The sequence below is a fragment of the Pseudomonas koreensis genome (assembly GCF_025447595.1).
GTDB lineage: Bacteria > Pseudomonadota > Gammaproteobacteria > Pseudomonadales > Pseudomonadaceae > Aquipseudomonas > Aquipseudomonas koreensis_H.
The window spans coordinates 19323-31726 of record NZ_JAOEJU010000007.1; the positions used below are offsets into that span (position 1 = coordinate 19323).

Genomic DNA, 12404 nt, shown 5'->3' on the forward strand with positions numbered 1-12404 from the left:
GGAAGGGCGCCATTCTACCTGCGGGGCAAGGCATGTAAACCGACGCGGCTGGATCACTTGCAGCTAGAATAGCCGGACATTTTTTACAGGAGGTGGCCGATGCAGGCTCTCGACGCTTTGCTCAACCGTGTTTCCGTTCCACGACTGATCGATCCGGCCCCCACCGCCGAACAGCGCGAAGTGCTGTTTGCCGCCGCGACCCGTGCACCCGATCACGGGCATTTGCAGCCGTATCGCTTCCTGACCGTCGAAGGCGCGGCGCGTGAGCAAATGGGCGAGTTGCTGGCCGAAGCAGCGCAAATGCAGGAAGGTGAAGTCACCGAAGCGATGATCGACAAGGCGCGTAACGGCCCGCTGCGGGCGCCGCTGGTGGTCGTGGTGATTGCCAAATTGCAGGATCACGTCAAGTACCCGAAAGCCGAGCAGTTGCTGGCCGCGGGCTGTGCGGCTCACGGGATTCTGCTGGCAGCTTACGCGCAGGGGATTGGCGCGGTGTGGCGCACGGGTGATCTGGCCTACTCGAAACATGTCGCCAAGGGCCTGGGCCTGACGGATGACGAAGAGGTGATTGCCTTCCTGTACCTCGGCACGCCGCAGAAAGAACCGCGGGTGGCCGAGAAGGTTGATCTGGCTGAGTTTGTCAGTGCCTGGCCGGCAAAGGCCTGACACACTAAATAAAGGTGGGAGCGAGCCTGCTCGCGATGGGGGGCAGCCAGTCACATCACCATTGACTGACAAAAAGCTATCGCGAGCAGGCTCGCTCCCACATTGGTATCACGGTTGGACAATTGCCCCCGGTACGAGAGGCAATTCAAGACTGGCCACAAACCCGCCCTGCGGGTGATTGGCCAGCACCAGTGTCCCACCATGCCGTTCCGCTGCCCGCCGGGCAATCGCCAGTCCCAGGCCATGGCCAGCTGCGGTCTGCCCCGGCGCCCGATAAAACGGTTCGCCCAACTGGCTTAGATGTTCGGCGTGCACTCCCGGACCATGGTCACGCACGCTGACCACGATCCGCTCGCCCTGACGTGACGCCTGCATTTCAATCGACTGCCCCACCGGGTTGAAGCGCTGGGCATTGCGCAGCAGGTTGTCCACGGCGCGCTCGATCATGGTCGGCCAGCCTGTCAGATTGAGCGCCGGCTCGGCCTCCAGACGCACGGTCTGCTCTGGTGAACCCAATTGCGCGTCCTTTTGCAGGGTGGCGAGCAAGGCATTCAGATCCACGTCTTCGGCGCTGGCGTTGTCGGCATCGACCCGCGCCAGCACCAGAATTTCACTGATCAACGCTTCCAGCCGATCGCACTCGCGAGTCAGGCGCGGCCAGAGTTTTTCCCGTTCTTCCGGGCTTGCCCGTTCGGCCAGGGCCAGCGCGATGCGCAGCCGTGCCAACGGTGAACGCAGTTCGTGGGATACGTCGCGCAGCAACTGACGTTGACTGCCGATCAGGCTTTGCAGGCGGGCGCCCATGCGGTTGAAATCGTTGGCCAGCACGCCGAATTCATCGCGACGGTTGGCCAGTTGCGCCAGGCTGTTCTGTTGATAGGTGGTCTGGCCGAGGTCATGCACCGCGCCGCGCAGGCGACTGAGCGGGCGGGTGATGGAAAAGGTCACCAGCAGGCTGAACAGGGTCAGCACCACCAACGCAATGCCCAGCGCACTCAATGGCCAGAGCAGGCTTTCGCGGTGCCAGGCGTCGAGCTCCGGGTGCGGGATGCGGTAGATGAAGAGGTAGGTGTCGCCGCTTTTTTCGCTGGTGAATTCGTCGGTCAGGCGGCGCCAGGGCAGGCGGCGGTCATCGTTGTTCTGCCGTGCTTCGAAGGCGGCCGCGCGCCGGGGGAATGTGCCGCGCACCACCGGGTCGCCGCTTTCGTTCAGCACCTGCACGTCGATGTGGTACTGGCGCTTGCGCTGTTCGAGGATGTCCTGGGCGGCGTCTTCGCCCTGGGCTTCGTAGGTCTGCGTCCATTCGGCAGCCAGGGTGTTGAGGCCAGGGTGACGACTGAGGATCCACGCGTCCTGGTTGAGCATGTGCCCCAGCAGAATGGAAAGCCCTGCAACCAGAGCGATGGCCAGCCAGAAGCTGGCGAGGATACGCCAGAACAATGAACGCACAGTGATTCCTCAGAACAAACGCAAAACCCTGTGGGAGCGAGCTTGCTCGCGATAGCGTAGTGTCAGACAGCTAAGTTTTGTCTGATACACCGCTATCGCGAGCAAGCTCGCTCCCACATTTGATCGGGTGAAAGCAGGCCCGACGGGGTAAGCCGTCGGGCCTGGGGTCAGAACATTATTGCGCCTTTTGCGGCTGTTGCGCTTTCCAGGCTTTGAACTCGGCCCATTCGGCGCGGCGTTCGGCCTGCTTTTTCTGGATTTCGTCGAATTTCTTCTGTTGATCCGGCTTCAACACCGCGCGGACATCGGACTCGGCTTTCTTGTGGTTGGCCGCCATCTCGTCCTTCATGGCTTTCTGGTCGGCTGGCGAGAGTTTCTCCAGGTATTTTTCGACCGTCTGCTTACGCTCGTGCATCTGCTCGCCCATGATCTTGCGGATCTGCTCGCGCTGTTCGCGGGACAGGTCCAGTTGACTGTACGGGCCTTTGCCGTGCATGCCGTGCATCTGACCGCCATGGCGCGGGCCGTCCAGCGGGCCACCCATCGGACCGCCATCCTGTGGCATGGCCATGGCGACGGTTGGCAGGGCAGCGGCAAACATCAGAGCGATAAGAGTCTTGCGCATGGTGAATCTCCTTTGTCTCGTTCCCGGTACGTTCCGGATGAGTACAGATTACGGAGATCAAGGTCAGCGGCGGTCAGCGCTGTGTAAAGCTTGGGTAAACACGTTTTCGCGCCGACCTGACAAAACTGACAGACGATCAGAGGCTGTAGTAGTAGCCACGGCTGCGCAGGGCGACGATGCGCGGGCGGCCGTCGGGGTGCGGGCCAATCTTTTTGCGCAGGTTGCTGACGTGCATGTCGAGGCTGCGGTCGTACAGGGTCAGCTTGCGGCCGAGGGCGATCTGCGCCAGTTCCTGTTTGTCCAGCGGCTCGCCCGGTTGCTTGAGCAGGGCTTCGAGCAGGCGGCTTTCGGAGACGGTGAGGGTGAATTCCTTTTCGTCGATGCTGACCACGCCGCGCACCGGGCTGAAGCTCAGGTCGCCCAGCTCGAGCTGGGTCGACACGGCGGCCGGATGACTGCGGCGCAGCACGGCGCGCAGGCGGGCGGTCAGTTCGCGCGGATCGCAGGGTTTGGCCAGGTAATCGTCGGCGCCCAGTTCCAGGCCCAGGATCCGGTCCAGCGGTTCGCCCCGGGCCGAGAGCATCAGCACCGGCAGGTCGGCGTGATCGCTGCGCAATTGCTTGAGCAGTTCCAGGCCGCTGCCGTCGGGCAGCATCACATCGAGTACCACGGCCGCAGGCGCGGTTTCGGCGAGCGCCTTGCGGGCGCTCTGACCATCGTGGCAGGCCCGGACCTGGAAGCCTTCCTGGCTCAGCCAGCTACTCAGGAGTTCACACAACTCCTGGTCATCATCAATCAGTAACAGCTCGCTCATGACTCACTCAATTTAGCCATTGCCGACGTTTTCGGCTTGCTCCACTGGCAAAGATACCGCAGAGCAGCGCCAATAGCGCTACCCCGGCCCCGGTGACGAACCATTGCTGCTGTTCGGTCAGCAGGCGCGGCAGCGGGCTGGCCTGGGCTTCCTTGAGTTGCAGCTTCAAACGCTGGTTCTCCTGGCGCAACCGGGCGAGCTGGGCGCTTTCGCGGGTGTTGTCGGCATTTTGCAGTTGTTTGCTCAGTTCTTCCCGTTGCTGCTCGCTGGCCTTCAGGCGCTGCTGCAACTCGGTGATCTGACTGCCGGCGCTCAACGACAGCGGCGTGGAGTTGCCGCCTTCGGTGCTTTCTTCACCATGGGCGGGCGCCACGATCGACAACGTGACCAACATCAGACACAACGGACCCTTGCGCATCGCGACTCCTGTTTCCAAATGGATATTGGGCAGGTTGTCGGCCGGCAAACGAGAATAATGAGCGATTGAGAACGCGATGAACCGACAAGGTTCATCGCGTGGGGACATTGGCGGGGGAGGTTACGGCAGGACTTGCTTGAACGGCTTGACGATCACGTTGGCGTAGACGCCGGCGGCGATGTACGGGTCGGCATCGGCCCAGGCTTGCGCCGCGCTCAGGGAGTCGAATTCGGCGACGATCAGGCTGCCGCTGAAACCTGCTGCGCCCGGATCATTGCTGTCGACCGCCGGGTGCGGGCCGGCCAGCACGATGCGGCCTTCGCCCTTGAGCACTTGCAGGCGTTCAAGGTGCGCCGGGCGCGCAGCGAGGCGGGCGTCCAGGGAGTTGGCGACGTCGGTGGCAATGATGGCGTAGAGCATGTCAGTCCTCGGTTTTTGGCGTTGTGGTATCGGCGTCGTGCAGGTGACGGGACAGGTAGATGCCCTGACCGACCAGGAACAGCACGGTCATGCCCAGGCTGCCGAACACCTTGAAGTCCACCCAGATACTCTGGAAGGTAAAGGCGACGAACAGGTTGGCGGCCCCGCAGAACAGGAAAAAGGCGATCCAGGCGATGTTAAGGCGGGTCCAGACCGGATCCGGCAGGGTCAGCGCGTGGCCCATGATGCGTTTGATCAGCAGGCGGTCACCTATGAAGTGGCTACCGATGAAAGCCAGGGCGAACAGCCAGTTGACCACCGGGGCTTTCCATTTCAGGAAGGTTTCGCTGTGGAAGGCGAGGGTCAGGCTGCCGAACACCAGGCAGGCGACCAGCGTCAGCCACTGGCTCTTCTCCAGCTTGCGCTGTTTGATGAAGAGCGCGCCGTACACCACCAGGGAGCTGATGATCAGCATGGCGGTGGCACTGTAGATACCGCCTACCGTCAGTTCATGGCCGGCAACGTCGACGGTGCGTGGATCGAGTTTGTAGACGATGAAGAACAGCAGAAGCGGGATGAAATCGATGAATTGTTTCACAGTGAGAGCCAGAAGCTGGATGTGCCGGCATAATAACAAACATATGGGCGCGCGATAGCGCCAGCTGATTTGAGGTTACACATCCCCGTGAATGTTGATTTGCACTGCCACAGCACGGCCTCCGATGGCGCCCTGGCGCCTGCGGCACTGGTTGCGCGTGCGTTCGAGAACGGCGTGCGAGTCCTGGCCCTGACCGATCACGACACCCTTGAAGGCTTGGCCGAAGCCCGTATTGCGGCCACGGAACTGGGGATGCAGTTGGTCAACGGCGTCGAGTTGTCCTGTACCTGGGGCGGGGCGACCATTCACGTGCTCGGCTACGGTTTCGACGTCAACGCCGCGCCGTTGGTCGAGGCGATTGCGAAGTTGCACGACGGCCGCTGGCTGCGGTCTGAAGAGATAAGCCGCAAGCTCGCCCTCAAGGGCATGCCGAACGCGCTCGAAGGCGCACGGCAGATCCAGCAGGAACTGGGCGACAGCGGCAACGCGCCGGCCCGTCCGCATTTCGCCGACTGGATGGTGCGTGAAGGTTTTGTAAAGGATCGCGCCGAGGCGTTTCGCAAATGGCTCGGCGCCGGCAAGCTGGGGGACGTCAAGCAACACTGGCCAACCCTCGAAGAAACCGTCGGCACGCTGCGCGCCGCCGGTGCCTGGGTCAGTCTGGCGCATCCGTGGCACTACGATTTCACCCGCAGCAAGCGCCGAAAGCTGATTGCCGACTATATTCAAGCAGGCGGGCAGGCGATCGAAGTGGTCAACGGTCATCAGCCTGCGGAACAGGTGGGGAGCCTTGCGATCCTTGCCCGTGAGTTCGGTCTGCTGGTCAGCGCCGGCAGTGATTTCCATGGCCCTGGTGGCTGGTCCGAGATCGGCCAGTACCGGCCGGTGCCGGAGGACCTTCCACCCCTGTGGTGTCGGTTCAAACATGACACAGTTATTGCCGCCGTCTGAACAGGTAGAGAATGTGAGTCAATTTTTCCAGATTCATCCGGAAAACCCGCAAGCGCGCCTGATCAAACAGGCGGTCGAGATCATCCGCAAGGGCGGGGTGGTGGTCTATCCAACGGACTCTTCCTACGCAATCGGTTGCCAGATCGGTGACAAGAACGCCATTGAGCGCGTTCGACGGCTGCGTCAGCTCGACGAAAAGCACAACTTTGCGCTGATCTGCAGCGACCTGTCGCAGCTGGGCAACTACGCGAAGATCGACACCGGGACCTTTCGGATTCTGAAAGCCCACTTGCCGGGCCCGTACACTTTCATTCTCAACGCCACCCGTGAAGTGCCGCGCCTGCTGCTGCATCCGAAGAAACGCACCATCGGGCTGCGGGTGCCGAGTCATCCGATCGCATTGGCGTTGCTGGCCGAGCTGGGCGAGCCGTTGATGAGCGTGACCCTGATCATGCCGGGCGATGAAGATCCGTTGAGCGATCCGTACGAAATGCGCCAGTTGCTCGAGCATCAGGTCGACCTGATCATCGACGGCGGTTTTGGCGGCATCAAGGCCTCCACCGTGATCGACCTCACGGGCGATGATCCGGAAGTGATCCGCGTCGGTTGCGGCGATCCTGCGCCATTCATGGTCGAGGCCTGAATGTCCGCAGTGGAAACCGTTGATCCCCAGGCCGGTGCCCAGCAGGAACTGCCGTTTGCCATGGTCTATGGCCAGGCCGTCACGGAGATGCCGCTGGACCTGTACATCCCGCCGGACGCCCTGGAAGTCTTCCTCGAAGCCTTCGAAGGCCCGCTCGACCTGCTGCTGTACCTGATCCGCAAACAGAACATCAACATCCTCGACATCCCGGTGGCGGAAATCACCCGCCAGTACATGGGTTATGTCGAGCTGATGCAGTCGGTGCGCCTGGAACTGGCCGCCGAATACCTGGTGATGGCCGCGATGCTGGCCGAGATCAAGTCACGGATGCTGCTGCCCCGGGCCGAAACCGTCGAGGACGAAGAAGAAGACCCGCGTGCCGAGTTGATCCGTCGCCTGCAAGAGTACGAACGCTTCAAGGCCGCTGCCGAGGGCATCGATGGCCTGAGCCGGGTCGGTCGCGACGTGATCGTGCCCAAGCTCGACGCCCCGGAAGCCCGCGCGCGCAAGCTGTTGCCCGACGTGGCGCTGGAAGAAATCCTGATGTCCATGGCCGAAGTGCTGCGCCGGGGCGACATGTTCGAAAGCCATCAGGTCAGCCGCGAGGCGCTGTCCACCCGCGAGCGCATGAGCGACGTGCTGGAGCGGCTCAAGGGCGGCGGGTTTGTGCCGTTCGTCGAGCTGTTCACCGCCGAGGAGGGCAAGCTCGGGGTGGTGGTGACCTTCATGGCGATCCTTGAACTGGTCAAGGAATCCCTGATCGAGCTGGTGCAGAATGAGCCGTTCGCCGCGATCCACGTGCGAGCCCGAGCCGAATAACGAGTCCCGATATGAACCTGACTGAACCCCGCGAGCTGGCGTCCCTGCTTGAAGCCTTTCTGTTGGCCTCGGGAAAGCCGCAATCGCTCGAGCGCCTGTATGAACTGTTCGAAGAAGGCGAGCGCCCGGAACCGCCGGTCTTCAAGAAAGCCCTGACCCTGCTCGGCAAATCCTGCGAGGGCCGGGCGTTCGAGCTCAAGGAAGTCGCTTCGGGCTATCGCCTGCAAATCCGTGAGAAGTTCGCGCCGTGGGTCGGCCGTTTGTGGGAAGAGCGCCCGCAGCGTTATTCGCGGGCTTTGCTGGAAACCATGGCGCTGATCGCCTATCGCCAGCCGATCACTCGGGGCGAAATCGAGGATGTGCGGGGCGTGGCGGTCAACACCAACATCGTCAAGACGCTGATGGAGCGCGAGTGGATCCGCATCGTCGGTTACCGTGACGTGCCGGGCAAACCGGCGATGTTTGCCACCACCAAACTGTTTCTGGATCACTTCAACCTGAAAAGCCTCGACGAGCTGCCGCCACTGGCCGAGCTACGCGAAATGGAGGCTGATCCGGTGCTCGACTTCGACGACGCTCCCGTGCCTCCGGGATTGCAGGAGCTGGCCGACGCCAGCGCCGAGCCGGAAGAACCGAAGGAGGAAACCAGTTTCCACACGTTGCTGCTGGAACTGGACAGCATGGAGGAGGGGATCAAGACCGATTTCGACGACTTGCTGCGTGACGGGGTAGGCGACGAATCGATGTCGACCGGGTTTGAATCCGATCCGGTCGAGCCGCCGGACGAGGGTGAACCAGAATCTGAATTTGAGCCCGAATTTGAGCCCGAGCCAGAATTCGAGCCAGAGCCCGAGCAGGAAGACGATGTGCTCGGCGTGGCAGAAGCCCGGGAAAAACTGCTGGCCGCCGTCGCCCGGCTCGAACAGCCCGCACCGGAACCTGCCGCCGAGGAAGAACTGAGCGAAGAAGAAGCCGAAGCCCGCGCCCTGGCCGAAGCCATCGAAGCCGAACGCCGCGAGTTCGAGGATTGAGCTCAATGCTCCGAGCACCGAAGAACTCTGTGGGAGCGGGCTTGCCCGCGAAGAGGCCGGCACATTCAACATCATCTTTGACTAGTCGGACGCCTTCGCGGGCAAGCCCGCTCCCACAGGGTTATGCACTGTTCTGGAATATTGGATGAGCGCTACCAAAGATCCTTGCATCAGCGTCTGCAAGTTCAGCGAGGATATCTGCCTGGGCTGCGGCCGCAGCAAGCGCGAGATCCGGGCCTGGAAGAAACTCGACAAGGACGACAAGCGCACTGTGCTGGCCGAAGCCGCGCTGCGTCTGATCAAACTCGGGGCCACCGGTCGGCGGAAAAAGAAATAACCTTGCCCTGATCGACTAGTCTCTGATGCGCGCGCGGCCACATCCGCGTATGATTCGCGACCCTTCGGCGATCCCTTCGCCCGAAAACCCAGATTTCAACGCTTCAGCGGCTCAATTCAGCGCCGCTGAACAGACCACACCGGGAGGTGCCCAGATGAGTGACATCAATCAGAAAGACGACCAGGAAATCGGCCCAGCAGGCGAAAAGCTGCAGAAAGTCCTCGCTCGTATCGGCGTCGGCTCGCGCCGTGACGTCGAGTCCTGGATCGCTGCCGGCCGGATCAAGGTCAATGGTAAAGACGCTACCCTCGGCCTGCGTGTCGACATGCACGACGCGATTACCATTGATGGCAAGGTCATCAAGCGCGAAGAAGCCGCCGAGTCGGTTCGCCGCGTGATCATGTACAACAAGCCCGATGGCGAGATCTGCACCCGTGACGACCCGGAAGGCCGTCCGACCGTGTTCGACAAGCTGCCGCGTCCGAAAGAAGGCCGCTGGATCAATATCGGTCGTCTCGACATCAACACCACCGGTCTGCTGATGTTCACCACCGACGGTGAGCTGGCCAACCGCCTGATGCACCCGTCCTACGAGATGGACCGCGAGTACGCGGTGCGTGTACGTGGCGAAGTCGATGACGAAATGATCGAGCGCCTGAAGGCCGGCGTTGTGCTGGAAGACGGCCCGGCACGTTTCACCGACATTCAACAGGCACCGGGCGGCGAAGGCTTCAACCACTGGTATCACTGCGTGGTGATGGAAGGCCGTAACCGTGAAGTACGTCGCCTGTGGGAATCCCAGGGGCTGGTGGTCAGCCGCCTGAAGCGCGTGCGTTTCGGTCCGGTATTCCTCAACTCCGACCTGCCCATGGGCCGCTGGCGCGAAATGAGCCAGTACGAAGTCGACGTGTTGAGCGCCGAAGTCGGTCTGACGCCGGTGGCTATGCCGCAACTGAACGCCAAAAGCAAAGACAAGCTCGACCGTATGCAGCGCAAGTCGTCGCGCCCGATGGCCCGTACCGAGCGCGTGCGCACCCTGCGTCCGGCCAACGGTGCACCGATTGGCGCCGGTCCGCGTCCGGTCCGCGAGCCGCAGATCGAAGGCGAGCGTCCAGGTCGCAAACCTGCTGCGCGTCCGGATGGCGAGCGCGGTCCACGCACCCCGCGTCCGGCCAATGGCCGTACCGAGCGGGGCGAAGGTCGCGGTACGCCGGTGGCGGATCGTCCAGCCGACACCAAGCGCCCGGCCAAACCGGCGCCGAAGCGTCCGGGCATCAAGCTGGCTGACGATGACAAGCCGACGGGCAAACGCCGTGGCGCACCGGCCGGTTCCGGCCAGCGTCCGGGTTTCGGTCGCAAGAAGCCGGAATAAGGCCGCTGCAAGCTTCAAGCTGAAACAGAAAACGCCAACTCATAGAGTTGGCGTTTTTTTTTGGACTTTTTATTTCTTTTTTTCGGTAGTGTTTTTCTTGTTCTAAAACAAAAAAACTCAACGCCTTTCAAATAGTTAGCCAGCTAACGTCAATCACCGGGCGCAGCTTCGACAGGTCTGGAGTGGAAACTTTACGTTACGCACTGTCAGTGAATATTTACGAAAAAACCTGCGAAGCCCCATGGATCGTGTCCCTCCGCCAAGCTGTAAGGAAAATCTGCCGAAGCCCCGTCCGCCGGGGCTGGTGCAGCGCTCTGGCGCGCTTGTTTCAGCGTCGTTAGGAAGGTGAGATGCGATGCATGCCTGTCGTGCAGGTGCATAACAAGAAGGAGGCGCAATGAACGCCGTTATCCAATTTCACCTCTCCACGTGGGGCGGATTTTCCATCGTCCACGCCGATGGCCTGCAAAGGCCTGACTCAATTTTTGCAGCCGCCCGGGCCTCCCGGGGTGGACACATGCAATCCCGGCAACCGACACGCTGATCCGGCGAGGTCTGGCAGCAGGGGGTTAGCGGTGTACAATGCGCCGCGTTTTAACTGTGACCCTCTGCGTAATCGCGCAAACCTCAAGGTTTATCCACCTTGTTCACTCCGCCGCGTCACAAGCGTGTCGGGTTCGATTTCGTCACAGATAAAAACAAACAGGTGACGCATGACCGTTGTAAAAAAGCTGAATTCCTGGTGCCTGCGCTGGGGTTTGATCAAGGTTGGTTGAAATCGCAACCTTGCAGCAACGTCTACTGAACATCATCAAACCTTGCGTGAGACCTTTTTCATGAGTGGACAAAACTCGCAATCAGGCGAGCTGAAACGCGGCCTGAAAAATCGCCATATTCAACTGATCGCCCTTGGTGGCGCGATCGGTACCGGATTGTTCCTCGGCTCGGCCGGGGTGCTGAAATCCGCCGGCCCGTCGATGATCCTCGGCTATGCCATCTGCGGCTTTATCGCCTTCATGATCATGCGCCAGCTCGGCGAAATGATCGTCGAAGAGCCGGTGGCCGGTTCCTTCAGCCACTTTGCGCACAAATACTGGGGTGGTTTCGCCGGTTTCCTGTCGGGCTGGAACTGCTGGATCCTGTACATCCTGGTGGGCATGTCGGAGCTGACCGCGGTCGGCAAATACATCCACTACTGGGCGCCGGAGATCCCGAGTTGGGTCACTGCGGCGGCGTTCTTCGTGCTGATCAATGCGATCAACCTGGCCAACGTCAAAGTCTTCGGTGAAGCCGAATTCTGGTTCGCGATCATCAAGGTCGTGGCGATCGTCGGCATGATTGCCCTGGGCAGCTACCTGCTGGTCAGCGGCCATGGCGGCCCGCAGGCTTCGGTCAGCAACCTGTGGTCCCACGGCGGCTTCTTCCCGAACGGCGTGAGCGGTCTGGTGATGGCCATGGCGATCATCATGTTCTCCTTCGGCGGTCTGGAGATGCTCGGTTTCACCGCAGCCGAAGCCGACAAGCCGAAAACCGTGATCCCGAAGGCGATCAACCAGGTGATCTACCGGATTCTGATCTTCTACATCGGCGCGCTGGTGATCCTGCTGTCGCTGACCCCGTGGGACAGCCTGCTGGAAACCCTCAACGCTTCCGGCGATTCCTACAGCGGCAGCCCGTTCGTGCAGGTGTTCTCGATGCTTGGCAGCAACACCGCCGCGCACATCCTCAACTTCGTGGTCCTGACCGCGGCATTGTCGGTGTATAACAGCGGCACCTACTGCAACAGCCGCATGCTGCTGGGCATGGCCGAGCAGGGCGATGCGCCGAAAGCGCTGGCGAAGATCGACAAGCGCGGCGTGCCGGTGCGTTCGATCCTGGCGTCGGCGGCAGTGACTCTGGTTGCGGTGCTACTTAACTACCTGATCCCGCAACACGCGCTGGAACTGCTGATGTCGCTGGTGGTTGCAACGCTGGTGATCAACTGGGCGATGATCAGCTTCTCGCACTTCAAGTTCCGCCAGCACATGAACAAGACCAACCAGAAGCCGCTGTTCAAGGCGCTGTGGTACCCATACGGCAACTACATCTGCCTGGCTTTCGTCGCGTTCATCCTCGGTGTGATGTTGCTGATCCCGGGCATTCAGGTCTCGGTGTACGCGATCCCGGTGTGGGTGGTGTTCATGTGGGTCTGCTACGTGATCAAGAACAAGCGCGGTGCACAACAGGCACCGCACGCCGCGAGCGCTGCCAAGTAAGCGTCG

Annotated in this window: 14 protein-coding genes; 8 read left to right on the forward strand and 6 right to left on the reverse strand. The window is 61.4% G+C overall.

Annotated elements, in window-relative coordinates; all coding sequences use genetic code 11:
* Positions 1-99 precede the first annotated feature (99 nt).
* Entirely contained in the window at positions 100-666 is a 567-nt protein-coding gene (locus tag N8H71_RS11295; protein ID WP_039765496.1) for a nitroreductase family protein, read from the forward strand.
* A gap of 108 nt (positions 667-774) precedes the next feature.
* Here N8H71_RS11295 and N8H71_RS11300 read toward each other — a convergent pair whose 3' ends face one another.
* From N8H71_RS11300 to N8H71_RS11325, 6 genes are all read right to left on the reverse strand, one after another.
* Entirely contained in the window at positions 775-2115 is a 1341-nt protein-coding gene (locus N8H71_RS11300; RefSeq protein WP_262194050.1) for a sensor histidine kinase, read from the reverse strand.
* Between the two features lie 175 nt (positions 2116-2290).
* On the reverse strand, positions 2291-2740 hold the full coding sequence (locus N8H71_RS11305) for a Spy/CpxP family protein refolding chaperone (protein ID WP_007958371.1): 450 nt from the start codon (positions 2738-2740) through the stop codon (positions 2291-2293).
* A 136-nt stretch (positions 2741-2876) separates the two neighbouring features.
* Complete coding sequence (locus tag N8H71_RS11310) at positions 2877-3554, reverse strand: response regulator transcription factor (RefSeq protein ID WP_007958370.1); 678 nt, start codon at positions 3552-3554, stop codon at positions 2877-2879.
* 7 nt (positions 3555-3561) lie between these two features.
* Complete coding sequence (locus N8H71_RS11315) at positions 3562-3972, reverse strand: translation initiation factor 2 (RefSeq protein WP_262194051.1); 411 nt, start codon at positions 3970-3972, stop codon at positions 3562-3564.
* Between the two features lie 120 nt (positions 3973-4092).
* A complete protein-coding gene (locus tag N8H71_RS11320) occupies positions 4093-4392 on the reverse strand; it encodes a YciI family protein (protein ID WP_064378589.1) in 300 nt (99 codons plus the stop codon).
* A 1-nt stretch (position 4393) separates the two neighbouring features.
* Positions 4394-4990 carry a septation protein A gene (locus tag N8H71_RS11325; protein WP_085699543.1) on the reverse strand — a complete coding sequence of 199 codons (597 nt, stop codon included), beginning with the start codon at positions 4988-4990 and terminating at the stop codon, positions 4394-4396.
* Between the two features lie 87 nt (positions 4991-5077).
* Here N8H71_RS11325 and N8H71_RS11330 point away from each other — a divergent pair, with 87 nt between their 5' ends.
* From N8H71_RS11330 to N8H71_RS11360, 7 genes are all read left to right on the forward strand, one after another.
* The gene (locus tag N8H71_RS11330; RefSeq protein WP_262194053.1) at positions 5078-5941 is read left to right on the forward strand and encodes a PHP domain-containing protein; all 864 of its coding nucleotides are present in this window, start codon (positions 5078-5080) and stop codon (positions 5939-5941) included.
* 13 nt (positions 5942-5954) lie between these two features.
* A complete protein-coding gene (locus tag N8H71_RS11335; RefSeq protein WP_262194054.1) occupies positions 5955-6584 on the forward strand; it encodes an L-threonylcarbamoyladenylate synthase in 630 nt (209 codons plus the stop codon).
* 120 nt (positions 6585-6704) lie between these two features.
* Entirely contained in the window at positions 6705-7403 is a 699-nt protein-coding gene (locus N8H71_RS11340) for a segregation and condensation protein A (RefSeq protein WP_236181677.1), read from the forward strand.
* A gap of 11 nt (positions 7404-7414) precedes the next feature.
* Complete coding sequence (scpB, locus tag N8H71_RS11345; protein ID WP_262194055.1) at positions 7415-8434, forward strand: SMC-Scp complex subunit ScpB; 1020 nt, start codon at positions 7415-7417, stop codon at positions 8432-8434.
* A gap of 145 nt (positions 8435-8579) precedes the next feature.
* Complete coding sequence (locus N8H71_RS11350) at positions 8580-8771, forward strand: DUF1289 domain-containing protein (RefSeq protein WP_262194056.1); 192 nt, start codon at positions 8580-8582, stop codon at positions 8769-8771.
* A 154-nt stretch (positions 8772-8925) separates the two neighbouring features.
* The gene (gene rluB / locus N8H71_RS11355) at positions 8926-10143 is read left to right on the forward strand and encodes a 23S rRNA pseudouridine(2605) synthase RluB (protein WP_262194057.1); all 1218 of its coding nucleotides are present in this window, start codon (positions 8926-8928) and stop codon (positions 10141-10143) included.
* A gap of 836 nt (positions 10144-10979) precedes the next feature.
* Positions 10980-12398: an amino acid permease gene (locus N8H71_RS11360; RefSeq protein WP_262194058.1), complete on the forward strand. Its 1419-nt coding sequence runs from the start codon at positions 10980-10982 to the stop codon at positions 12396-12398.
* Positions 12399-12404: the final 6 nt, after the last annotated feature.

Excerpts from the sequence above, each read along its gene's own strand:
- N8H71_RS11295 (WP_039765496.1), top strand. The coding sequence starts at position 100 with ATGCAGGCTCTCGACGCTTTGCTCAACCGTGTTTCCGTTCCACGACTG.
- N8H71_RS11360 (WP_262194058.1), top strand. The coding sequence starts at position 10,980 with ATGAGTGGACAAAACTCGCAATCAGGCGAGCTGAAACGCGGCCTGAAA.
- N8H71_RS11315 (WP_262194051.1), bottom strand. The coding sequence starts at position 3,972 with ATGCGCAAGGGTCCGTTGTGTCTGATGTTGGTCACGTTGTCGATCGTG.
- N8H71_RS11310 (WP_007958370.1), bottom strand. The coding sequence starts at position 3,554 with ATGAGCGAGCTGTTACTGATTGATGATGACCAGGAGTTGTGTGAACTC.
- scpB (WP_262194055.1), top strand. The coding sequence starts at position 7,415 with ATGAACCTGACTGAACCCCGCGAGCTGGCGTCCCTGCTTGAAGCCTTT.
- rluB (WP_262194057.1), top strand. The coding sequence starts at position 8,926 with ATGAGTGACATCAATCAGAAAGACGACCAGGAAATCGGCCCAGCAGGC.
- N8H71_RS11350 (WP_262194056.1), top strand. The coding sequence starts at position 8,580 with ATGAGCGCTACCAAAGATCCTTGCATCAGCGTCTGCAAGTTCAGCGAG.
- N8H71_RS11320 (WP_064378589.1), bottom strand. The coding sequence starts at position 4,392 with ATGCTCTACGCCATCATTGCCACCGACGTCGCCAACTCCCTGGACGCC.
- N8H71_RS11305 (WP_007958371.1), bottom strand. The coding sequence starts at position 2,740 with ATGCGCAAGACTCTTATCGCTCTGATGTTTGCCGCTGCCCTGCCAACC.